This is a genomic window from Nocardiopsis sp. iso_25 (assembly GCF_056173305.1).
Window position 1 is genome coordinate 1,519,096 of record NZ_CM149667.1, and the last position, 23,252, is coordinate 1,542,347.

15 protein-coding genes and 1 tRNA gene are annotated in these 23,252 nt (G+C 70.9%); 5 read left to right on the forward strand and 11 right to left on the reverse strand.

Annotated elements, in window-relative coordinates:
• Positions 1–140 precede the first annotated feature (140 nt).
• The 11 genes from AC0VX6_RS06720 to AC0VX6_RS06770 all read right to left on the reverse strand — a co-directional run bounded on the left by AC0VX6_RS06720 (position 141) and on the right by AC0VX6_RS06770 (position 16,478).
• Positions 141–3,176, reverse strand: coding sequence for an AAA domain-containing protein (locus tag AC0VX6_RS06720; RefSeq protein WP_475467797.1), 3,036 nt, complete (start codon positions 3,174–3,176; stop codon positions 141–143).
• Positions 3,177–3,606: 430 nt separating this feature from the next.
• Positions 3,607–3,810: a hypothetical protein gene (locus AC0VX6_RS06725; RefSeq protein WP_475467798.1), complete on the reverse strand. Its 204-nt coding sequence runs from the start codon at positions 3,808–3,810 to the stop codon at positions 3,607–3,609.
• 146 nt (positions 3,811–3,956) lie between these two features.
• On the reverse strand, positions 3,957–5,297 hold the full coding sequence (locus AC0VX6_RS06730; RefSeq protein WP_475467800.1) for an outer membrane protein assembly factor BamB family protein: 1,341 nt from the start codon (positions 5,295–5,297) through the stop codon (positions 3,957–3,959).
• A gap of 153 nt (positions 5,298–5,450) precedes the next feature.
• Positions 5,451–7,655 carry a TPR repeat domain-containing protein gene (locus AC0VX6_RS06735; protein WP_475467801.1) on the reverse strand — a complete coding sequence of 735 codons (2,205 nt, stop codon included), beginning with the start codon at positions 7,653–7,655 and terminating at the stop codon, positions 5,451–5,453.
• A 235-nt stretch (positions 7,656–7,890) separates the two neighbouring features.
• Positions 7,891–8,211, reverse strand: a complete 321-nt coding sequence (locus AC0VX6_RS06740; RefSeq protein ID WP_378635076.1) for a hypothetical protein — start codon at positions 8,209–8,211, stop codon at positions 7,891–7,893.
• 390 nt (positions 8,212–8,601) lie between these two features.
• Positions 8,602–8,677, reverse strand: a tRNA-His gene (locus AC0VX6_RS06745).
• Between the two features lie 67 nt (positions 8,678–8,744).
• Positions 8,745–9,395, reverse strand: coding sequence for an oligoribonuclease (gene orn / locus AC0VX6_RS06750; protein ID WP_274976666.1), 651 nt, complete (start codon positions 9,393–9,395; stop codon positions 8,745–8,747).
• Between the two features lie 86 nt (positions 9,396–9,481).
• Entirely contained in the window at positions 9,482–11,539 is a 2,058-nt protein-coding gene (locus AC0VX6_RS06755; protein ID WP_475467803.1) for a DUF2510 domain-containing protein, read from the reverse strand.
• A 99-nt stretch (positions 11,540–11,638) separates the two neighbouring features.
• Entirely contained in the window at positions 11,639–12,445 is an 807-nt protein-coding gene (locus AC0VX6_RS06760) for a hypothetical protein (protein ID WP_475467805.1), read from the reverse strand.
• A 224-nt stretch (positions 12,446–12,669) separates the two neighbouring features.
• Positions 12,670–14,442 carry a substrate-binding domain-containing protein gene (locus tag AC0VX6_RS06765; RefSeq protein ID WP_475467807.1) on the reverse strand — a complete coding sequence of 591 codons (1,773 nt, stop codon included), beginning with the start codon at positions 14,440–14,442 and terminating at the stop codon, positions 12,670–12,672.
• 269 nt (positions 14,443–14,711) lie between these two features.
• Positions 14,712–16,478, reverse strand: coding sequence for a substrate-binding domain-containing protein (locus AC0VX6_RS06770; protein ID WP_475467809.1), 1,767 nt, complete (start codon positions 16,476–16,478; stop codon positions 14,712–14,714).
• 413 nt (positions 16,479–16,891) lie between these two features.
• Between AC0VX6_RS06770 and AC0VX6_RS06775 the strand changes: the two genes are divergently transcribed.
• The 5 genes from AC0VX6_RS06775 to AC0VX6_RS06795 all read left to right on the forward strand — a co-directional run bounded on the left by AC0VX6_RS06775 (position 16,892) and on the right by AC0VX6_RS06795 (position 23,040).
• Entirely contained in the window at positions 16,892–17,509 is a 618-nt protein-coding gene (locus AC0VX6_RS06775) for a hypothetical protein (RefSeq protein WP_475467810.1), read from the forward strand.
• Positions 17,510–17,850: 341 nt separating this feature from the next.
• Positions 17,851–18,669 (forward strand): TrmH family RNA methyltransferase, encoded by an 819-nt coding sequence (locus AC0VX6_RS06780; protein WP_248773919.1) that lies wholly within the window; start codon positions 17,851–17,853, stop codon positions 18,667–18,669.
• A gap of 57 nt (positions 18,670–18,726) precedes the next feature.
• Positions 18,727–19,659 (forward strand): 2-hydroxyacid dehydrogenase, encoded by a 933-nt coding sequence (locus tag AC0VX6_RS06785; protein ID WP_475467811.1) that lies wholly within the window; start codon positions 18,727–18,729, stop codon positions 19,657–19,659.
• A gap of 377 nt (positions 19,660–20,036) precedes the next feature.
• Positions 20,037–21,710, forward strand: coding sequence for a bifunctional 3'-5' exonuclease/DNA polymerase (locus AC0VX6_RS06790; protein ID WP_475467813.1), 1,674 nt, complete (start codon positions 20,037–20,039; stop codon positions 21,708–21,710).
• Between the two features lie 163 nt (positions 21,711–21,873).
• Positions 21,874–23,040 (forward strand): C40 family peptidase, encoded by a 1,167-nt coding sequence (locus AC0VX6_RS06795; RefSeq protein WP_274976674.1) that lies wholly within the window; start codon positions 21,874–21,876, stop codon positions 23,038–23,040.
• Positions 23,041–23,252: the final 212 nt, after the last annotated feature.

Consider the following 23,252-nt stretch of genomic DNA (forward strand, 5'->3'; position numbering starts at 1 on the left):
CAGGAGCGACTCCTTGGTGGTGGGGTCACGGGTAGTAGGCCGATCACAGGGCCGGTGACGCCGGTACCCAACCGCGCCACCGGCCCCGGTGCATAACCGCGCCCGCGCCCAGAGAGGGCGCGGGCGGCGGGGTGGGGCTGTCACAGCCAGCGGGCGAGCTTTTCCCTCGGGGTGTCCGGGCGCACCCACCACAGGCGGGCCTTGCCGTCCCACCGGGCCCTGACCTCGCGCTTGGCCACGTCCTTCTCGCCGAAGGGGACCTTGAGGTACAGGCGGTCGCCCACCACCTCGCCGATGCCGGGGGCGTCTGCGGGGGCCGCTTGCTCGCTCTGGGCCTGACGGACGTGTTGCAGGGGTTGGTCCCGGCGGGCCCGTTCCACAATATGCCGGACCCGATCGCAGGCTTCGGGGTCAGTCAACCTCATCATCAGGTCGGTGGGCCCGTCGCTCGACAACAGGTTCAGGGAGCCGTGCCAGAGCACCGTGCCGTCCAGCACCACGACCTTCTCGTGCATCCGCTCGCGGGGACGCACCTCGCATCCCTCTTCACGCAGGCGCTGGATCTGCGCCTGGTGCCGTTCGGCGTTCTTGTCCTGGTTGTCACCGACCGGACGGGTGAACACGGTGACCCGCACCCCTTGGGCGATGCGCGGGGCCAGGTGCTTGAGCCAGCGTTCGACGGGTCGGCTGTTGAGGAAGGCGCAGTAGATCTCGATACTCTCGTTGGCCCGGGCCAGGTCCCACTCCAAGGCCCTGGTCACCTCGTCGGCAGGGAAGAAGGCGGGACGGCGCAGTTCCTCCTCGCTCAGGCCGACGAGGTCGCCGGCGCTACGGACGGGAACCAGCTCCTGGGCCGGAATCCGCTGGGCCGACTCCTCCAGGACGTCGAGCATGATCACGGTTTCACTGCCCGGCCGCAGGTGTTCGCGCAGGTACTCGACGTCGGCGACGACCACGAGGTGGTCCTGGGCCCGGCTCAGTGCCACGTTGAGCAGTCGGGCCGTGGACGAGGACATCCCCGTGCCGCTGTAGAAGAAGCCCGGTGTGTCCCCGGCACCGGCCACGGTGTCCACGATGACCAGGGGCCGCTGACTGCCCTGGAACCGGTGCACGGTGTCGGCCAGTCCCTCGTACTCCTGGCCGAACCGGTACTTCATACTGCTGCGCAGGTGCTTGACCTGGTCCCGGTAGGGGGAGATGACCGCCATGCGCTGAGCGGGGGACACGGGATCGTCGTGCTTTCGTCCGGGCAGGACACCGTCGTACTGCAGGCCGCGAACCAGTTCGTGGATGACGGCCTCGTGTACCTGGTTGGACTTGTGCCGACCAGCGCCGCCGAGTCGGACACGGCTGCCGGATGTGTCCACCAGCACCACCGACTGGTCCGCCAGCGGCGAGTGCGGCAGCCGGGAAAGGTCCTTACGCCCGGTGGTCAGGGGAGCATCACGGTAGGCGACCTCGTTGACCACGGCGCAGATGCCGGGGCGCATGCGGTACTGGGTGTTCAGACCGACCAGGCGGGGGTCGTCGGTCACCCGACCGGAGGGGTCTACCAGCCCCGCGGCGTGAAAGACGTCCCGGTCCATCCACCGCCGGGAGTGCTCCTGTTCCTCGGGCCGGAGCGCCCTGGATCCGGAGGCCTGGGTGATCGCGGGCAGCTGCCGGAAGTCCCCGGCCACCACGACACGCTTGTCGGCCAACCCGGCCGCACACCACGCGGAGGGCAGGTCGACCATGCCGGCCTCGTCGATGACCACGGTGTCCACCTCCTCCAGGAGGCGGTGGCTCTGCAGGGCCTTGGACAGGGTCGTGCCCATGATCCGGCACCGGGAACGGACCGCCTCCAGCAGCCCGTCGAGCTCCTTACGGACCTCGGCGAGCTCGGACTCGGCCTGGCCGATCAGTTCCTCCACCTCATCGGCGGAAGGAAGGCCACGGGCGGCCGCCAGGGCGGAGTCCCGTTCGCGGACGCGTCCGGTGATCGCCGTGTTGACGTCCTCCAGACGATCGGTGGAGGCATCGATCCGCCGCTGCTCCTCACTGAGAGCGCTGCGGAGGCGATCCCGCTCCTCGATCAGGCGTGCCAGCCGCTCGGCCTTGCGTTTGGCGAACATCCCCGAGGGCGGCCCGATCGCCTCGACGCTCGCGACCACCTGGTCGAGTTCCCTCTGGGCGCGGGTGGCTCGGATTCGGTGGTGGGAGATCTCGTCGGTGATCTCTCCCGCAAGGGAACACGCACTCCCCAGCTCTGTCTCGGCCCGGGCGAGGCGTTCGTGTGCGAGGCGCTGGGCTGTGGCGAGTTCGAGGGTCTCCTCCAGTTCCCCGGCCCGGGCGGAGAGGTCCACCCCCAGCCGTCCGGCGATCATCTCCGGGTCGATCACCGAACCGAACCGTTCCCGGAGCGAGTCGACCTCGATATCCCCGGCCCGCTGTACCAGACCGGTGTCGAAATCGTCCTCACCCTCCAGCCGTTCGCAGACCCGCTCCAGCGCCTGGTCGACAGCCACCCGGGTGGGCGCCAGGAACAGGACCCGTTCACCGAGATGGTGGGATCCCTCGATGATCAGGGAGACCACCTCGGTCTTGCCGGTGCCGGGCGGGCCCCAGATGAAGGTGATGTCGCTGCCCAGGGCCTGTTCCACAGATTGGCGCTGGCGTTCGTTGAGAGTCATGTCCCGGTATCCGCTGATGTACCGGTGCGGGTCGGCCAGTGCCCCGACCGTGGGGTCACCGTCTCCGAGGATCCAGGACGCGGTGACCACGTTCACGGGACCGGGATCTTGTCCGCAATCCCGGATGCGGTCAGCGAGTTTGGTCAGGGACCATGTCTCGTCGTCACGGAGTTGGACGTTTCCGGGGCGGTCACCGAGGTCCGCCTCCGTGGTGACGAGGATCTTCCCGTCGGGGTGAGCTGTGGCTGCGGCGTGCTCCCAGGGCTGGCGGGAACGGGAGGGGCGCACCAGAAGCCGATCGGAATCGAAGGAATCCTTCCAGCGGGTGCAGGAGAACAGGTACTCGTGGGGGTGGTCGCCATCGCCGACCCGGACGCGTTCGCCGTCCTTGAGGGAGACCTTCTCCTGGGCGTTGGCGTTGTCCGCCAAGTGGGCCTTGATCTCATGGGCGAGGGCGGTGAGGAACTGGTCGGCTGGTTCGGGGAGTGTACTCGGGGAAGTCACGAGACCCTTTCGGCGTCGTCAGCACTGGGGAACCGGCGTTCAGGAGTATGCCCCAGCCCGGTGACGTTCCGCAGGGAGTCGCGTGCGGGGAGTCGATGATGGTTGCTCCCACACCGCCTGTAAGCGGATTGCATCACTTCGCGTTCAAGGCCGTCTTCGGGCGGATCAGGCCAGGACCGACCGCTTGTAGCCCTCGGGTATCGGCAGCCCGGTCACCTCCGTCTCGGCGAGAAGGACCTGGCCTGGCAGGTCGACGACCGCGCCATATCGGCCGCCGTGTGGGCCGACCAGCTCCTGCCGGCCGCCGTGGGCCGCTTACCGGATGGCGTATGTGTTCATCTCACGCGGATGCCCACGCGAGACGGCGGAGTTGGCGATGGGAGTACTCGAACGCCGGATGAGACCCAGAACTTCCCGAGGAACTGAGCGTCTAGGCGGCCTGTACCGGGCAGCGGATCCAGTTCTCGGGCCACTGGTGGCCGGCGGCCTCGACGTGGAGTTTGAAGGTGTGGGCGTCGGCGTGGGTGTCGAACGGTTCGGACTGGGGCGCGCCGGTGCGGGTGCCGCCGAGCCGCCATTTCACCCAGTAGCGGGTACGCCCGTCGGCCAGCGTGCGCTGGTTGATGGTTGCCATGCGTGGACCATCGCTTGGTTGCGGGCCGAAGCGAAGGGAATCGGCGAAAGTTCTCGGAGAACTTTCAACCGGGGTTTTGTGTGGATTCTTATGTCCATTTTTAGTTTAAATATGTAAATGGGGTTTATGTCTTCGTGGAGAAGTGATCAGGTGAGGCCCAGAAGTGTCTGACGGCCGTCGTCACCGCTCTCCGTATAGCTGAGCACCACAGCGCCAGGAACGGCGGTGGTGGAGAGCCGTGCTTCAGCGTCCTTCATGCCGACCTGGCTCACATCGATCACGACGGGGGCGTCTCCGGAGTCCCAACCGTGGAACCAGATTTCCGCGTCCGGCCCGAGAGAGTGCTCACCGGAGTTGACGATGCCCTCTGCGAGGACGATCGAGTCGTCCGTCCCCAGCCCCGTGACGTCGGATGTATCCGGTATCGCCTCAACGGGGTTGGGCAGGGTGGCCAGTGCCGTTCCCTCGGGGGTCTCACGTCGGTACTCCCCGTCGCGGGCGTACCAGACCACGACCGACCCGTCCTCCAGTACTCCGATGACCCCGCCCTCCCATTCACCGATGACCTCGCCCGTCGACACGTCGAGGAGGACGTTGGGGGAGTTCAGCGTCCTCATCACCAGGTACTGGCCGGAGAGGGGGGCAAGGCTTCGGTGTTCGATGGACTGGAAGGCGTGGATACCGAAGTCCTCTTCGAAGCGCCACAGCTCCTCGCCCGTCCGCAGATCGCGGCCGACCAGACCGGAGATGACGACGTCACCCTCCTCCCGGGTGTAGGTGAAATCGCGTACCACGCTCGGCGCGCAGGTGAACGCCTCCACGACCACGCCGTCGAGGACGACCGCGTCGTCGGTGCTGCTGTTCAGGCCCTCGGTGGTGGTGCACCCGGCCGGTTCCTCGCGGGTCCACACCGGTTCGCCCGTCTCCAGGGAGAGCGCGGTCAGGGCGGGACCTTCGGAGGAGCGGACGACCATGGTGCCCTCCTCCACAGACTGGCGGAAGGACCTGTCGTCCACTCCGGCGTCGTCGCTACCCGCCTCGTCACGGGCGGACTCCTCAAGGATCTCGCCCGTGGACGGGTTGAACCGGAGCAGCACGGAAGCGGACTCGGTTCCCTCGACCTCCAACGCCAGGTACTCGCCGTCCCGCGAGGCGTACGCCGCGCGGGCGGTGTCCTGGGCGCGGTACCGCCACAGTTCCTCGCCGGTGTCTCCGGCGAGCACGACGTAGCCGTCGTCGAGTACGACGGCCACGCCCGTGGGTACGGGAACGCTACCGATGATCCGAGCGTCCTCAGGTGGCTGCCACTCCCAGCCGACCTGCTCGATCCGCTCCGGGTAGGCCAGCTCCTGTACCTCGTCGTTGGTGCTGTGGTCGGAACCGGAGGAGAGCCCGCATCCTGCCAGCGGCAGAAGCACGGCCGCGCACACCGCGGCAGGCAGCAGCGCCCTCCCGGTGGGTTTTTCTATGAAGCTGAAGTCTGCCACTTGCCCCAACTGATTCCCATATTGAGCAGGTAGTTGTCGACCGCGCTCTTCGTGCTTCCCTCACCGTCGACCCAGGGAAGTTCGTCGACATGGTCGTACAGGTTGCCCCGTACAGTGTCCTGGCTTTCCCCGTTGACGTCCCACTCAGCGGGGTCAAGAGGGATGTAGCGGTCCGCGCCTTCCCAGGACGGCTCCGGGATGGAGCGCTTCCAGTGCGTCCATGATCTCTGGGTCGTTGGCGGCCATCGCACTGATCGCCAGGTGATTCATATCCTCTTCGGCCATCCACTCCCGAGGGCTCTCCATCTTTGGATCGGGCGGGTTGTCCGAGACCTCCAGGGCCTCCTTGGCGAGGAACTTGGCTATCTCCACGACCAGCCCGGGGGCGTTCCTGTCGCCGGCGAAGCCACCGGCCGTGTCCACAACGAGGTTGCGCACCTTGTTGGCGTGTGCGACGGCTTCGGTGTTGTCATTCGAGCGCCGCTCGCTCTCGGAGTTCAGGGTCACGTCCACCAGCCCGAGCAGTGATCCGTAACTGGAGGAACCCTCATGGCTCCGGGGGCCGTTGTCCGTGGCGAACTCCGCCATGGACTCCGCTCCGTACTGGACGACCTCGCCATACGTCTTGTGAGCGGCATCCACGTCGCCCATGATGAACTCGGTGAAGTTCATCCGGCCTTCCGGGCTGAGGTAGACGCGGTTCTGGTCGTCGTCCCAGCGCGTGTCATGGCCTTCTGAGGACTCGCTCTCGCCAACCCCCTCTGTGCTGGCGAACACGTCCATGTACGAGACGAAGATGTCGGACCAGGAGTCAGCCAACTCCGGGTTCAGGTGCCCGGCGGCGACGTCGCGCCATGTGACGCCGTCGTCTCCGGTGACCTCATGGCCCGTGGCGAACATGGCCTCGCTGAACTCCGGATTCTCCATATGTCTCACCAGGGCGGCGAGTGCTTCGGCGGATCGCTGCTCCTCAGCGCTGAGTTCGGGGCGTATCTCCGAATTCTCATCCTCGGGTACGCGATCCTCGGGACTGGCCGCATCCTCCGAGATCCAGTCGGTCAAACCGCGCACCGCTGCGCCCCCGTCCTCCCATTCGTGGGTGAACAGGCCCTCGATCACATTCGTCCGCTCTTCATTGGTGTAGTCCACACCCAGATCGGCGTAGTCCACACCCTGTCCAGAGCTGTCCGTACCCAGCGCGGGGTGATCCGCGTAGGGGTCGCCACCGGGATGTTCACCAGTGATGACGTAGTAGTTGGCATCCTCGTTGCGTGTGGCCACGTCCAGCAGCGGAGCCAGTTCCTCCGGGGGTATCAAGTCGCTGTCGCCGATGTGGTGTGTATAGGTGCCAGAGGACATGGACAGGTTGACCGACAGCTCGTAGCCGCCCTGGAGGTCCTCGTTCGTGTGTCGGAAGAAGTCGGACAGTGCTCGCACGTCACCCTGGTACAGGACCCAGGAGTAGGGCACCTCGCCTTCCCCGTGCTCGTAGAACTGCGGGCCTTCTGCGGTCCGGCGCACGCTTCGGGGCAGATCCTCGTAGCTTCCGCCGAGGTTCTCGTCGGACAGGGTGAGCAGGCCGTCACCGAGTACGCCGAGCGCGTGTTCACGCTCCTCGTCGGTGAGGTGGTCGCCCTCCATCTGGGCGGGAACGCCCAGCACACCCATACTGTTGGGATCTTCTCCCTCCAGGGCGTCGTAGAACTCCCGGAGAAAGTCGATCTCTTCGGAGCGATAGCCGGTGCCGCCCTGCTGGGCCTGCATCGCGTTGGAGCCGATCATGCTCATCATGAGCATCAGTTCGTGGTACCGCTCGTCCAGCGGTTTGTCGCCGGACCAGTAGGAGGAGAGCTCCTCGGCCCATTCCTCGGCGTTCTCCTCAGTCAGCTCCCGTCCGTCCACGAGCATCGTGTAGCGGTTGGGGTCGAGGTTGTAGAAGGCCCAGGAGTTGATGCCCGCGTCGATGAGCTCCTGCACGTTGGCCTTGGTCGGACCTTCCCGCAGATCCTCGGCGACATCCTCGGCGTGCTCCTCGAACTTCTGGTAGTTGGTGCGCTCGCGCTCCTGGAGTTCGGTCAGCTTCGCGGCGACCTCGTCGTAGATGTCACGGCACTTGCTGGCGTCGCTGATGCCGAACAGGCCCCCGCACTCGGGGTGGGTGGCGGTGATGGTCTGGCCCTGGAAGTCGGCCGGGATCTCGCCTTCCTTCTTGGTGCGGAAGTCGAACCACTCGGTGTTCTGCGCTTCGCGCTCGTCCTTGAACTCCTCCACGTACTGCGCCCACTGCTCGATTTTGGAGGCGGCGTAGGTGATCGCCACCCCGGCGTCCTTCCAGTACTGGTAGTCCTCCTCGGACAACCCCTTGATGTTCCAGCCGACGAGGTCGGTGAACTGTGTGGCGGTGGAGCCGAACTGCCCGTCAGGTCGTCGGCGCGCCCCAGCAGACGTGCCTGGAGGATGTCCAAGTCCTCCATACGCGCTCTGATCGCCTCGGGGTTGGCGGTGGTGGTACGCGGCTGGAAGGTGAGGTCGAAGGTAGCCATGACTCGCTTGGGGAGAGGGAGAGGGAGAGGAGGGGACGGGCGAGCGGTAGTCAGAAGTTGACGTCGAGGTCCCAGGGGGTGTCGTACTCCTGGGCTGCCTCCAGGTCGTTCAGGGCCGTCTGGGAGGCTCCGGCCTGGATGTTGTTGGCCAACCGCAGGCCGTGCTCCTGTGCCTCGACGATGATGGGGGAGTACTCCTCCTTGTAGGCGCGCAGGGCCGAGGAGACCTCCTCGCGCTGGGCGACGGTCTCGGCGTCCTCCATGATCAGGTCGAACATGTCGGCCAGTCCCGCCATGGCCTCGGCCAGGGTTTCGGCGAGCTCGCCGCCCTGGAGGGCTTCGATCGGGTTAGCGCCAGCCTCGCCTGACATACCGGAGGACTCCTTTGGCCAGGGGTGGGGTGTTATGGGTGGGTATGGTCGCAAGTTAGCATGCGTAACACACGGTGAGGGCCGGTCTGCGGGCGGATTCCCGTCCTCTTCGCGATGGAGGCGCGTTATACCTGCGGTTTCACCAGCGCGGCCACATGCGGCCAGTTCGCCGGTGCCCCTGTTGGCCCCTGCGCTACCGATCGGGGGCTCGAAATCCCGGAGAGACGCGTGCCCGTGCACCCGGGTGCGCCCCGTTCGGCAGTGAGTGACGGGATGGGCGGCGCACACCCGCCGGGCGAACCTTTACCCCCGTGCACCCGCTGGTGCACCCCCGCACACGCGAAAGCCCCTGACCACTGCGTATCCGCGCTGGTCAGGGGCCTTCGCCTCTGGGGTGAGTGACGGGACTTGAACCCGCGACTTCTTGGACCACAACCAAGTGCTCTACCGGCTGAGCTACACCCACCACGTGCGCCGGGCCTCTCGGCCCCGCGTACGTATGAAAGCTTAGCGGACTCCGGGGAGTGCTTCGATCAGTTTTCCGCCGCGTCGTCCCCGAGAGCCGCCTCGCGCGCCTCCGCGCCGGTGCCCCCGGCCACCACGTCGGCGGCGATGGCACGGGCGGTGGCCGAGTTCGGGCCGGGCTCGGGTACGAAGGCCGCGGCGCGGTAGTAGCGCAGCTCGTGGATGCTCTCGGTGATGTCGGCGAGCGCCCGGTGCCCGCCGTTCTTCTCTGGGCTCGCGTAGTACACGCGCGGGTACCAGCGGCGCAGCAGTTCCTTGATCGAGGACACGTCGACCATCCGGTAGTGCAGGAACTCGTCGATGCGCTTCATGTCACGGGCCAGGAAGGTGCGGTCCGTGGCGATCGAGTTGCCGCACAGCGGAGCCTTGCGCGGCTCGGTCACGTACTGGCGGATGTGCTCCAGGACGAGGTCCTCGGCCTCCTGGAGGCTCACGCCCTTGTCCAGCTCCTCCAGCAGGCCGGAGGTCGTGTGCATGTTGCGGACGAAGTCCCCCATGCGGTCCAGTGCGGCCTGCGGCGGTCTGATCACGACGTCCACGCCCTCGTCGAGGATGTTGAGCTCGCCGTCGGTGATCAGGCAGGCCACCTCGATCAGCGCGTCGCGCTCGAAGTCCAGGCCCGTCATCTCGCAGTCAATCCACACCAAACTGTCATTCATACCGGTCAGCTTAGGGGTTGCGGGGAGTTCCGGGGGATGGCGAAGGGGGCGGCCGGACCGTGTCCGACCGCCCCCTTGAGCACGGGTCAGTCCCAGATCCAGGGGTCCGAGACGCCGGGCGGCTCACCGACGCCGAAGATGGCGTACATCCAGTCCCACACGCCCCAGAACTGGAGGTAGCCCAGGACCAGGAGGACGAGCAGGATGAGCAGGAAGGTGAAGCAGCCGCAGCCGCAGCTCCTGCACCCTCCCCGCTTCTTCTTGGGCTTCTGCGGGCGGTGCTGCTGGTAGGGCTGTCCCGGCCCGGGGGGCTGCCCCGGACCCGGCTGGCCCCACTGCGGGCCTCCGTGGTGACCGCCCATCGGCGGCTGTCCGCCCGGGGTGTTGGCCATGGGACCGGAGGCCGGTGGGTACCCGGGCGGGAGGCCCGGCCGGTTGGCCCGCTGGCCGGGCGGCGGACCGCCGGGGGGCATGCCCTGCGGGGGACGCCCCGGGGGGTTCGGGCCGCCCATCTGATGCTGGGGCGGGTAACCGGGCGGACCGAAGCCACCCTGCTGGGGCGGCGGGGGCTGGCGGTAACCGGGCTGGGGCCCCGACTGCGGGTGCTGCGGTCCCGACTGGCGCTGGGGCGAGAACATGCCCTGCTGGGGTCCGGACGTGCCCGCGGGCGGAACGGAGTGCCCCTGCTGGGGGCCCGAGTGCGGCTGCGCGGGCGGGAAGCCCGGCGGCTGCTGGGCACCGGGGAAGGGCTGGGCGGAGGGCTGCGGCCCCGAGGGCTGCTGGCCCGGTGCCTGCTGCTCGGAGGAGTGCTGGCCGGGCTGATCGGGCTGCCCGGTCGGGGGCCACGGGGCCCCCGGCTGCGCACCGGCCGCCGAACCGGCGGCGGCAGCGGCGCCCGGGCCCTGTGCACCCGGGGGCTGCTCCTCGGCGCGACGCCGGGCCTCCTCCTCGCGGCGCTTGGCCTCCTCCTGGAGTTCGGCCTCTCTGCGGACCCGCTCCTCCTCGCGCCGCTTGGCCGTCTCCTCCTCGGAGTGGCGGCGCTGCTCCTTGCGCTCCTCGGACAGGTCGGACCAGCCCTCCTTGAGGCTGCCCAGGAACTTGTTGAACTTGCCGCCCTTCTTGTCCCCCTCGTCCGCGCCCCCGGAGAAGGCGGGGTCGCCCGGGTCGAACACGGCGGTACCGGCGGTCCCGCCGCCCTGGAGCGCGGGGTCGCCCGGGTTGAACACCGCGGTGCGCGGAGCCTCACCCTGGGCCCCCGTCGGCCCGGGAGCACCAGGACTACCGGGAGCACCAGGGGTACCGGGAGTACCGGAAGCACCGGGACCAGCCGGGTCGAACACCGCGGTGCGCGGCGCCTCACCGCCCAGGTCGTCGTCGGTCAGGTTGGACGTGGGGATCTCGTCGTCGGTGAGGTCGGCGGTGGGCAGCTCGTCCTCGTCGCGCCGGGGGAGGTCGGCCGGGTTGACCCGCACGGTCGCACCGTCGCCCGCCCCGTACCCGTCGCCCGCCCCGTACCCGTCGCCCGCTCCGGGGCCGCCGCGGCCCGGCAGGTCGGCCGGGTTGACGCGCATCGTGGCGTTCGTGCCGCCCAGGTCGGCGGTGGGCTCCTCGTCATCGTCGCCGCCCCGCGCCCAGGAGGGGTTGATGCGCATGGTGCTGGGCTCGTCGTCGATGGGAGCGACGGGGGGCGGTGAGGCGGGGGAGGAGGAAGAGGCGGGAGAGGAGGAGGGGGAACCCTGTGCCCACGACGGGTTGATCCGCATGGTGCTGGGCTCGTCGTCGATCGGGGGCTGGGGGGACGGCGGAGTGTTGTCCTGCTGGGGGGATCCCTGCGCCCAGGAGGGGTTGATGCGCATGGTGCTGGGCTCGTCGTCGATCGGTGCCGCCGGCCGCTCCTGGGCGGGGCCCAGCCGCACCGTTCCGGGGTCCTCGTCGTCGGAGGCGGGGGCGCCCTGCCCGGGGCCGCCCTGTCCGGATCCGCCCAGGTGGGTGGTCGCGGCCTCCTCGTCACCCTGACCGCCACCGCCCTGGAGTTCGCTCAGGGAACGGGTATGCCGTGTCCACTCGCTGCCGTTCCACCATCTGAGCGTCTGCGCGTCGCCCTGCGGGTCCGCGTACCAACCCGGCTCGATAGATCCACCCATGGGCGACAGACTAAAGGGTTGCGGAACGGCGATGAACCAGTGGTGTCCGATTACCGGTGGTCAGAGCACCCGGACCATTTTTCTCCCGCCGCGGCGTACTCACCTCGTCGCGGAGGGCCGCGGACCGGCGGGAGCGCGCGGACCGCTCGGCGGCGGGACGAGGCCGGTGGCCAGCAGCCGCGCGGTGTCCAGTCTGCCGGGGCCTTTGGCGCAGGAACCGGGGACCTGGTCGTGGCCGAAGTGCCCTCCCCTGGCCCACGCGCGCGCCACCCGCGCCGCGCGCGCGGTCTCGGCCGAATGCGGCGCCGTCGCGGCGTGCGCCCCCGTGCTGTGCGCCGCCGCGCCACCAGCTGCCGTGCCATCTACTGCCGCGACACCCGCCGCCACAGTGTCCGCCGCGCTCCTCGTGTCCGGCCCCCGCGCTTCCCCGCTCCTCTTCTGCGGGCTCCCCGCGTCCACGGTCCCCGCCACCGGTCCCGCGGGGTCCGCGCGCCAGACCCGCTCCACCCCCCAGGAGTCCAGCCACGTCAGGATCGGGGACAGCCCGTGCAGCGGGCCGTCGGTGAAGGGGGTCTCCCCGGAGGACACCACCGCCACCACCAGACACACCCGCCCCTCATGGCCGTGGTCGTGGTACAGCTCGTACTGGCGCGTGCCGCCCAGGGGCAGTCGTCCGCGGCAGGTCGCGGCCAGGGTCTGGACCACGTCGCCGGTCAGCGGGTTCCACACCAGGTGCGCCTCGCGCTCCTCGGTCACCAGCCGCTGCGCCTCCTCGCGCGCGGACCAGGCCGCGGGGTCGGACCCCGTCACCGTCCACACGGCGCGCGGAGCGCCGATCCCGGGGGCCGTCCGGGTGCTCGTCCCGCCGCCGAACCTCTCGGCGCCGGGCATCCACGCCTCCGTCATGGCCTTCCCCCGTCCGGTCGTCGTGTGCCGGGCCTCCGGTACCGCGGGAGCAACCCCGACTCCTCTCTGAGTACGCCAACGCAACGGAGAAGTCCAGAGCCCCTCACCCGGAGGACAGGGACTTGTCACCGCCTGTCGGAGTTCCGTGGGAAGGGGCCGCAGACGCGTGGGGGGAGGGTGGGGAGGGGGAGGCGTCCGGGCCCGCGGCCCGAACGCCGTTCCGACTAGTCCGTGGTCTCCTCGGAACCCTCGGAGTCCTCGGAGATGCGCAGGGAGAACGCCTGGAGGAAGATCTCACCGATCTCGGTGGGGTCCTCGGTCATGTAGGCGGCGCCGCCGGTGGCGGCGGCGATCTCCTGGAGCGGCTCCAGGTTCTGCACGTCGGGCCCGAACGCGATGGTGATGACCGGGATCGGTCGCGACGGGCTCGCCAGGGACTCGATCTGGGACATCAGCTCGTCCAGTCCCAGACCGCCGGGGTTGTCGTTGTCGCCGTCGGTCAGCATGAGGATGACGTTGGTCCGGTCCGGCTGGTAGGTGCGCGACATCTCCTGGTAGGCCGCCAGGTAGGTCTCGTACAGCGCCGTGTCCCCCTGCGGCAGGGGCTGGAGCGAGGCCAGCGCGCCCGCCAGGACGTCCCGGTGCGCGGTGCCGTCGTCGGCGGCCGCCTGGAGTTCGCGGATCGGCGCGATCTCCTGGTAGTGCAGCTCGTTGTTGACGTCGGTGGAGAACTCCCACAGGCCCAGCTCCGAACTGGGCGTGAACATCTCCAGACCCTGCGTGGCGGCGGCGCTGGTCACCTGCATGCGGGTCATCCCGGTCCCGGGCACCTCGGCCAGCATCGAGCCGGAGATGTCCACGATCGCCAGGACGCGGGAGTCCATCTTGAGCTGGTTCCAGGTGCGGATCAGCCCGGTGATCGACTCCGCCGCGGGTGTGGGCAGTTCGGTGGGCGGCTCGGCGGCGAAGCCGACCTCCTCGGTGAGTACGGAGGCGTCGATCTGGCCCTCGGGTCCGCGGAAGCCCTCCGCGAGCAGCCGGGTCCGCGCGTCCTCCCCGCGCACCGCCTCGCGGAACTCCTCTGCGGCGCGGGTGACGGCGCTCTCCTCGCTGCGCACGACGTAGGGGTAGTCGAGGTAGTAGGTGCCGCCCTCCATATAGCCGACCTGGGCGGGGGTGTCCCCGTGCGCGGCGTTGTAGCGCCACACGGCCTGTTCCGACATCACCATCATGGGCGGGGCCTCGGCGGCGCCGCCGCTGAGGGCGAGGAAGGCGGCCTCCTCGTCCGAGGACGCGCCCCGGTGCAGGGACTGCAGGGCCGCGGTCATCCGCGCGTTGAACGCGGCGGTGTCGGGGCTGGCCTCCTCCAGCGCGCCGTGCAGGAGGTAGAGGGCGCCCAGGCCCGTGGCGTTGCGGGCGGGGTCGACCACGCGGACGGTGCGCTCCGCCTCCTGGCCCGGGGCGGTGGTGGGCACGACCTCCGCCCAGCTGCTCGGGGAGTCCTCGTCGGCGAACTCGGTGAGCTCGGCGAGGACCAGCGGCGAACGGGCCACCGATGTGCCGGTCTCGGTGATGACGGCGTCGCCCGCCTGGCTCTGGACCAGGCGCGGCCACAGGGAGGAGTCCGGGATCCACACGTCGGAATCGGTGTCGCCCATGGTGGCGCCCGCGCCGGTGATGCCGAAGGCGACGTTGGCGGAGTCGACCTGGCGTACCTGCACCTGTACGCAGCTTCCGTCCACCTGGTGCTCCTCCGCGTTGAAGTCGGAGGCGACGTCGGTCAGGGCCGGGGCGAGTTCGGGGCTGACCGCGATGTCCAGCGCGATGTCGGAGCCGCCGCAGCCGTCGGACCGGCCGAACACGTAGACGCCCACCGCGGCGAGGCCGACCACGATCACCAGCGCGGCGGCCAGGGCCGCGAAGGCGCCGCCGCGGCCGCGACGGCGCCTGGACCGGCCGGAGGTCTCTTCTGCGTATCTTCCGCGGTGACGTCCCACAGCTTTCCTCACGGGTGGTGTACGGACGAGGCGTACAGGGGGGTGTTACTGGTGGGAAACGGTACTCAACAGTCCAGACCGGGTTAATGCCGACCGTGCCGCTCCCGCGTCGGCCCTGCCGGGGGCCCGCGGGTGTGAACCCGGGCACAGCGCCGATCACCTCGGGGATTCCGTCCGTTCGCCCCGCGTTCTCCTTTCCGGGCGGGGCGGAACGAAATTCGATTCCGATACCCAATCGAGACCGCGCCGGACGGAGAGGGCTCCGGTCGTCAGCTGTCGCAGTCGGGCACGCAAAGACGCCGCGAGATGGAGCTGAGGAAGATGTCGCCGATCTCGTCGGGGTCGTCGGTGACGAACAGCGAACCGCTGGTGGCGGCCGCGATCCGCCGCAGCTCCTCCTCCGCAACCTGCTGCTCACCCGACCCGAAGGCGATGATGAACATGCTGACCGGCCGCTCGGGGTCGAAGCGGTCCTGGAGCGCCGCCACCAGGTCCGCGTGCGTGATGTCGCTGGACCCCTCGTCCTGCCCGGCGGTGAGCAGGATGACGCTGTTGATCCTGTCCTCGTCGTAGTCGTCCTGCACCCGGTCGTAGGCGGCCAGGATGTTGTCGTACAGGCGCGAACCGCCGCCGCGGACCGCGATCTCCTCGGCCACCCCGATGAGTTCCCGGCGGCGGGTGGCGGTGTCGCCCCGTTCGGTCTCGCCCAGGGGGTGCATGTCCGCGGCCTCGACGCGGCCGCCCGCGTTCTCGTCCGACATCAGCCACAGACCCATGTCGGTCTCGTCGGGGAACAGTGACAGGCCCATGAGCGCCGCCTGCCGGGCGACCTCCATCCGGCTCGGGCCCCCGTCGAGGTACTGCGCCATGTTCGCGGAGGTGTCGGCGAGCACCAGGGTGCGGCTGGGCATCGACAGCCGGTTCCAGTCGGTGACCGAGGCCAGCAGCGCGTCCCCGGTCAGGTCGTCGTGGGTGGGCGGCTCCTCGGCGGTCACACCGAACCCGTCGGGGTCCGCGCCGGCCGTGCCGGACAGGGTGCCGTCGGGGTCGCGGAAGCCGAGATCCCGGAGCTGGGCGCGGTAGGAGTCCTGGCGCAGCACCTCGTGCAGGTCGGCGGCGGCCGACCGCAGCGAGGCCGTGTCGGTGGTGGTGACGTAGGGGTAGTCGAGGCTGACGGTGCCCTCGGCGGGGTAGTGGGCCTCCAGCAGCGGCGCGGCCCCGGCGCGGTCGGCGTTGTAGGACACCACCGCCTGTTCGGGGACGGCGATCAGCGGGTCGACGCGCCCTCCGCCGCCTTCGCCGCTCCCGCCGCCGTCGTGGCCGGAGGTGTAGAAGGTGGCGAGGTCGATCTCGCCGAACGCGCTGTCGAGCTGCACGTCGCGCACGAAGTCGGTCATGGCGGTGTCCGCCTCGTCACCGGTCCCCAGGTGACGGCGGACCGCGTGCATGACGGCCATACCGTCGGCACCGCGGTTGGGGTCGACCATCACCAGGGGGCGTTCGCGGTCGTCGGGCAGGACCAGGGGCCATTCGGCCCCGTCGGGTCCGGGCACGCCCTCGCTGCCCCGCGGCGCGGCCAGGACCACCGGTGAGCTGGCCAGCGAGGGCGGGTCGGTGTCGATGCGGTGCGTGCCGCTGCCGGAGACGCGTGTCAGCTCGACCCAGGCCGAGGACTCGGGCACCCACACGTGCGGGGCGATGGTGGAGTCGCCCGCGCGGCCCCCGGACAGGGCGCTCATGATGCGGTGGGGCGCGATCTCGTCCACCTGCGCGTAGACGCACTCGCCGTCGTAGTCGGGGCGCTCGTCGTTGAACTCGCCCGCGGCCTCGCGGAGCACGGGCGCGATGCTCTGGGTCGCCGACACGCGCAGGTAGCGGGTGTCGCCGCAACCGAGCATGTCGAGTCCGATCGGGACCGCGACCGCGGCCGCCGCGATCAGGGCGACGGCGATCGCGGTGATCCCCAACGGCGACGTGACCGCCCCGCGGGTGTTCGCGGCGGTCGGTGAGGCCTGACGGTGGCGTCCACTGGGCACGGGCACTCCGGGGGGTCAATGCGGGGTCGAAGCGGGGACGACGCCGGGGCGGGGAGGTGCCCCCCGCGGTGCCACGGCGTCGGCCCCGCGGAAGGAGGTGCGAACCCCCGCGCGCCCGACGGCATCACACGGTATGGAGGACGAACGACCACACCATGAGGCGCGAACGACACGTTTCCAGGACCTTACTCGTTGGTAATGCAGGAGAGGAAGCCCTTCCCGATTCGACCGGGGTGATCGCTTTGTTACCGTGCCCGTCAAGGGTCACTCTGCGCTCCCCGCTAGGCTTAGGCCCCGCGTCCACACCCAGCCCACACTCCCCAGTGGACGTCCCGTGACACCGACCCCCGAGGGTTTTTGGCATGTCCCCATCGCATCGTGAACACCGGAGCCGAGGCACTCTCGGCACCGCCATGCTCGCCGGAGCGTGCTGCCTCGGCGCGGTCGCCTACGGGGCGATCGTCGGTCCGTCGATGCTGCCGCCGGACCAGCGTGACGTGCGGGCCACCACCGCGATGACCCCGGACCTGGCCCCCGACGCGGCCGAGCCCGAGGAGGTCGTGGAGGAGGGGCCCAGCGGTCGGCTCCAGGTCCAGGTGAGCGACCGCGGACGCGCCTGGGTGCAGACGCTGATGTGCACCGGGAACCTGGAGGAGGACCCCGCCGCCTGCGCCGAGCTGGCCCGGGCCGCGGAGGAGTTCCACGCCGACACCGGCGAGCCGGTCACCGTCGAGGAGGAGTCGGTCGCCGCCGAGGGTGGCGGGGGCGCGGAAGGCGACGCGGACGACGCGGGTGACGAGACCGACGCGGGCGACGCGGAGCCGACGGAGGCCGTCAACACGGGCAGCGCGCTGCTGTTCACCGAGGTCCGCGAGGGGACCGTGTGCACCGACAAGGTGTACGGGCCCCAGGAGGCCACCATCGTGGGCACCTGGGAGGGCCAGGAGGTCGAGACCACGCTCACCCGCAAGGGCTCCTGCGAGGAGGCGCGCTGGCAGCGCCTGCGCGCCCTCACCGAGCAGATCAGCTGACGGACGGCGCGGCCGGGCGGATGTCCGCGATCGACCCGCGGCGCGGCAGGGCCCGCGTCGGCCGGACGCCCGTCCACAGGCCGCGATCGGGGCTTCCGGGCGCGGTGGCGCGGACGTAGGCTCGATGACGGGGGCACCACGCGCCGCCGACAACAGGGGGCGGTCCCCCCGTTTTCCAGTGTGCCGCGCCGCCGACCGCGCCACCAGCCCCGCGCCGCTCATGTGGACGGCCTGGGGACCGGGCTCCGCCAACCCCGTGCACGGCTTCGGACCGGGGTTCCGCGGACCCCGTGGGCGGCCCCGGGACAGCAACCCTCATGGACCGGAGATAATCGTCCCCCATGGACGTCATCAAGGTCAGTGACCCCGCGGACCCGCGCCTGGCCGACTACACCCGCCTGCGCGACGTGAACCTGCGCCGCCACCTGGAGGCCGAGCACGGGCTGTTCATGGCCGAGGGCGACAAGGTCATCCGCCGGGCCGCCGCGGCCGGGTTCGAGCCCCGCAGCTTCCTGCTCACCGAACGCCGGGCCGAGGCGCTCGACGACGTGGTCGCCGCCTCCTCCGCGCCGCTGTACGTGGTCGAGGAGGACACCGCCGAGAAACTCGTCGGCTTCGACCTGCACCGCGGCGCGCTCGCCGCCTTCCACCGCCGCGCCCTGCCCCCGCTCGACGACGTCCTGGCCGGGGCGCGCACCATCGTGGTCCTGGAGGACCTGGTCGACCACACCAACGTGGGCGCCATCTTCCGCAGCGCCGCCGGTCTGGGCGTGGACGCGATCGTGCTCGCGCCCCGCTGCGCCGACCCCCTGTACCGGCGCGCGGTCAAGGTGTCCATGGGCGCGGTCTTCACCCTGCCCCACACCCGCATGGACGACTGGTACGGCGGTCTGGACACCCTGCGCGCGGCCGGGTTCCACCTCATGGCGCTCACGCCGGGGGAGGGCTCCCTGCCCCTGCGCGACGCCATGGCCGCCCTCGCCCCCGGCGACCGGGTCGGCCTCCTGCTCGGCACCGAGGGCGACGGGCTCTCCTCCCGCTGGCTGGAGCGGGCCACCGCCCGGGTGCACATCCCCATGGCCGACCGCGACGTCGACTCCCTCAACGTCACCGCCGCGGCCGCCATCGCCTGCTACGAGCTCACCCGCTCCACCGGCTGACGCGGCCGTCCCGCTAGGGTGGCGCCTGAGACGGACCGAGGGGAAGGGCGGCGCGACATGGGCGGCCGAACGCTGGTGCAGTGGGAGCAGAACAGGGACAACGCCCCGGACTCCCTGACCGTGGACCTGTACGCGGGTGGAGCGGCGCCCGGCAGCGGGCTGGACGAGGTCGCCTTCTACCAGGTGCCCTACACCCCCTCCACCCAGGGCGTCGACGCGCGGCTCGACATGATCGCGCGGATGCCGTCGCTGGAGGTCGTCCAGCTCCTGTCCGCCGGGTACGAGCAGGTGCTCCCGCTGCTGCCGGACCACGTGACCCTGTGCAACGGGCGCGGCCTCCACGACGCCAGCACCGCCGAGCACGCCCTCGCGCTCATCCTGTCCGCCCAGCGGGACCTGCCCCGGTGGGCGCTCGCGCAGAGGGAGCACCACTGGGGCTCCGCCCAGCTGCGCTCCCTGGCCGACTCGCGCGTGGTGATCGTCGGCTACGGCAGCATCGGTCAGGCCGTCGAGAGCCGCCTGCTGCCCTTCGAGGCCGAGGTCGTGCGCGTGGCCAGCCGCGCCCGTCCGGACGAGGGCGTGCACGGCGTGGACGAGCTGCACGACCTGCTGCCCGGGGCCGACATCGTCGTCCTGGTCACCCCGCTCACCGAGGCCACCCGCGGTCTGTTCGGCGCCCGCGAGTTCGCCCTGCTGCGCGACGACGCCCTCGTGGTCAACGTGGGCCGCGGCCCGGTCCTGGACACCGGCGCCCTGCTGGAGCAGAAGGGCCGGGTGCGGGCCGCACTCGACGTCACCGACCCCGAGCCGCCGCCCGCGGACCACCCGCTGTGGAGCGCCCCCGGCGTGTTCCTCACCCCGCACGTCGCGGGTGGTTCGGCCGCGTTCTACCCGCGCGCCCGCGCCTTCATGGACGCCCAGCTCGCCCGCTGGGCCGCCGGTGAGCCGCTGGCCAACGTGGTCCGCCCCGGAACTCAGCGAGACCGGTAGACGTCGGGTCGGTGATGGCCGGAGGGTGGTCCGTGCGTTCCCTGTCGTTCACGCCCGGCTCCTTCCGTAGCGCCATCAGGGCGGCGAGTCCGTCGGCGTCCAGTGCGTCACCCACCTCCAGAGCGGCCCGGGACTCTTCCAGATGGAGGAGGGGACTGGGACTTGTCAGGACATCGAGGGTCTCCTCCAACGCCTCCACAGCGCCGGGGGAGACGAGAACCGTGACCGTCTCCCCATGCCCGGTGCCGGACATGCGGTCGCGGACTTCGGGCGAGGGCCTGGCTGTCATGACTCCATAGTGGCCGAGAACCGGCGCGAAGTCTGTACAGAAGCGCGAATCCGCGGAACTGTCGCAGGCGGGCGGCACACTGGGGAGGATGCGGATCGCGGTGGTCGCCGACGGCGAGGGCGGCGGCTGGCTCCAGGAACTGGACGAGGCCCCCGGCCCGATCCGCCGCGTCGGCGACCTGGCCGCCGCCGTGCGCGAGGCCGAGCACGCCAACCTCCAGCCGCCCCGCTGGGTGTGGTCGGCCGGTGAGGACGTCTACCCCGACCTCGTCCGCGCCGGGGTGCGGGTCTCGCGCTGCCACGACGCCGCGCTCACCGAGGCCCTGCTCCTGGGCTACCAGGCCCGCCACGGCGAGGCCTCCTCGCTGGGCGCCGCCTGGGCCCGCCTGCACCGGCTGCCCGTCCCCGACGACCCCGTGCGCCCCCTCGGCGAGGGCGGCGCCCACGCCCAGCCCGCGCTCTTCGAGGCCGACCGCTCCACCCTGCCCCCGGGCACCGACCGCCTCGCCGCCCTGGTCGAGGTGCACGCCGACCAACTGCGGCGCCTCGCGGAACTCCCCGACCCCGCCCCCGGACGCATGCGCCTGCTCGCCGCGGTGGAGTCGGCCGGGGGACTGGCCGCCGCCGAGATGAGCCACGACGGCCTGCCCTGGCGGCCCGACGTCCACGACGAGATCCTCACCGGCCTCCTCGGCCACCGGCCCCCCTCCGGGCAGCGCCCGCCCGTCCTCGCCGACCTCGCCGCCCGCATCGGCGAGGCCGTGGGCCGCGAGGTCAACCCCGACTCCCCTACACAGGTCCTGCGGGCCATGGCGTGGATCGGCCACCCCGTCGACTCCACCCGCTCCTGGGTCCTGGAGAGGATCGACCACCCCGTCGTCCCGCTCCTGCTGCGCTACAAGGAGCTATCCCGCCTGCACTCCGCCAACGGCTGGACGTGGCTGGACACCTGGGTGCGCAGGCGCCCCGGCCCGGACGGGACCACCCTCGGCCGCTTCCACCCCGACTACGTGGTCGGCGGCGTGGTGTCGGGCCGCTGGGCCACCCGGGGCGGCGGCGCCCTCCAGATCCCCCGGTCGCTGCGCGGGGCGGTCCGCGCCGACCCGGGCTGGGTCCTCGTCCGCGCCGACGCCGGACAGCTCGAACCCCGCGTGCTCGCCGCGGTCTCCGGCGACGACGCCCTGGCGGCCGCGGCCGCGGAGGAGGACCTGTACGCGCGCCTGGCCGTGCACGTGGGCGGCGACCGCGACCGCGCCAAGATCGGCATGCTCTCGGCCATGTACGGCCAGACCTCCGGCGACGCCGCGCCCCTGCTGGCCACCATGCGCCGCCTCTACCCGCGCGCCCTGGAGTACGTGGACTCCGCCGCGCGCACCGGAGAGGCCGGCGGCGTCGTCCGCTCCTGGCTGGGGCGCACCTCGCCCGCCCCCTCGGGGTGGGACGCCGCCGTCTCCGGACCCGGCGGCGAGCGCCGCCGCCGCGCACAGGGCCGGTTCACCCGCAACTTCGTCGTCCAGGCCACCGCCGCCGAGTGGGCCCTGGTCCTGCTCGCCTCGCTGCGCCAGCGCCTGCCGGACATGCCCGAGGGGGCGGGGATCGTCTTCTTCGTCCACGACGAGGTCGTGCTGCACGTGCCGGCCGACCTGGCCGGGGAGGCGGTGCGCGCGGTGGCCGAGGCCGAGGCCACGACCCGCGCCACCCTCTTCGCGGACACCCCGGTGCGCTTCCCGCTGACCCCCGTGGTGACGAGGAACATCGGGTGAGCACCGGGTGGCGGTCCGGTATCGGACGGCGTGGGCTTCTTGCAAACTCGTCCCGGTACGCCCATTCTTGGATCCGGAAAGTGTAAAACCGGCAACGGGCCGTACGCCGCAGGGGTTCCCCCACGCCCCGGTCGGCTCACTCGCAGAAAGGTGAGATCCCCCCGTGCGGAGCCGCTTGAGAACGTGTGCGGGAACCACGGCCGCCTTCGCCGTCGCCTTCACCGCCTTCGGGACCACCCCGGCCTGGGCGGAGCCGGTGGTCGAGGACCGTCCCCCCATCAGCGAACAGCTCTCCTCCGAGGCCTCCGGCGCCAGCGGCCCCCGGCAGGAGACGTCCGAGCAGTCCCCCGAGGTCTCCGACTCCCGGTTGCGGCGCGACGCCTACGTGGCCCCCTTCCGCGAGGCCCGCAGCACCGAGTACTTCGCGGTCGCCCCCCGCGCCCTGCCGCGCGAGGCCGTCGAGGAGGTCCGCGGTGTCGAGGGCGTCGAGAGCGTCCTGGCCGTGGACGCCGCCCGTGTCGAGATCGAGGGCGAACCCACCTCGGTGCTCGGCGTCAGCCCCTCCAGCTTCCGCAACCACGCCCCCGAGCCCTCGGCCGAGTCCGACGAGATCTGGCAGGGCGTCGCCGAGGGCCACGTCGCCCTGTCCAAGGACGTCGGCACCGAGCGCGGACTGGAGGTCGGCCGCGAGGTCACCGTCGCGGGCGGGCGCGGAGAGGTCCCCCTGGAGGTGTGGACGCACGCCACCTCCGGCATCGCCGGGATCGACGCGCTGGTCTCCCGCGAGCGCGCCGCGGAGCTGGGCATGCCCAGGGGCAACGCCCTGGTGGTCTCGGCGCCCGAGGCCGACCTGGCCGAGCTGCACGAGGCCCTGGCCGAGGCCCTCGGCGAGGACGTCTCCCTCCAGCTCGTCGCCGACTCGCCCGAGCCGCTGGTCGAGGGCGAGGCCGTGGCCCCCTCGGTCATCGAGCAGGTCATCGACAACGCCGAGAGCCAGCTGGGCGTCCCCTACGTCTGGGGCGGTGAGACCCCGGAGGGCGGCTTCGACTGCTCGGGCCTGCTCCAGTGGGCCTTCGCCCAGGCGGGCGTGTCCATCCCGCGGGTCACCCACGACCAGTGGAACGCCGGACAGCGCGTGGAGTTCGACGACCTCCAGCGCGGCGACCTGCTGTTCTGGCGCACGGACCCCACCGCGCCCGACTACATCTCGCACGTGGCCATCTACCTGGGCGAGGGCATGATGCTGGAGGCGCCGCGCACCGGCCTGGACGTGCGCGTCACCCAGGTACGCACCGCCGACTACGCCGGAGCCGTGCGAGTCAACACCTGACGCCGCGCGGCCCGCACGCGCACACGAAGCGGGCCGTGGCACCACCGCGCCGGTGGTACCACGGCCCGCTCGTTCTCCTTGTCCGAAAAACCCAGCCGGGAGGGGAAGGCAGGCCTCGGTCAGGAGGGGGAACAGGGCCGTCACTGAGGGAGGGGGAGACAGCGCACGAGCCCTGATGCGGTGGTATTGAGTTCTGACGGAACGCGGTCGGG

Bases quoted from the DNA above. Each gene is read 5' to 3' on its own strand.
- AC0VX6_RS06755 (WP_475467803.1), bottom strand. From the start codon at position 11,539: ATGGGTGGATCTATCGAGCCGGGTTGGTACGCGGACCCGCAGGGCGAC.
- AC0VX6_RS06725 (WP_475467798.1), bottom strand. From the start codon at position 3,810: ATGGCAACCATCAACCAGCGCACGCTGGCCGACGGGCGTACCCGCTAC.
- AC0VX6_RS06785 (WP_475467811.1), top strand. From the start codon at position 18,727: ATGGGCGGCCGAACGCTGGTGCAGTGGGAGCAGAACAGGGACAACGCC.
- AC0VX6_RS06775 (WP_475467810.1), top strand. From the start codon at position 16,892: ATGCTCGCCGGAGCGTGCTGCCTCGGCGCGGTCGCCTACGGGGCGATC.
- AC0VX6_RS06760 (WP_475467805.1), bottom strand. From the start codon at position 12,445: ATGACGGAGGCGTGGATGCCCGGCGCCGAGAGGTTCGGCGGCGGGACG.
- AC0VX6_RS06780 (WP_248773919.1), top strand. From the start codon at position 17,851: ATGGACGTCATCAAGGTCAGTGACCCCGCGGACCCGCGCCTGGCCGAC.
- AC0VX6_RS06790 (WP_475467813.1), top strand. From the start codon at position 20,037: ATGCGGATCGCGGTGGTCGCCGACGGCGAGGGCGGCGGCTGGCTCCAG.
- AC0VX6_RS06740 (WP_378635076.1), bottom strand. From the start codon at position 8,211: ATGTCAGGCGAGGCTGGCGCTAACCCGATCGAAGCCCTCCAGGGCGGC.
- orn (WP_274976666.1), bottom strand. From the start codon at position 9,395: ATGAATGACAGTTTGGTGTGGATTGACTGCGAGATGACGGGCCTGGAC.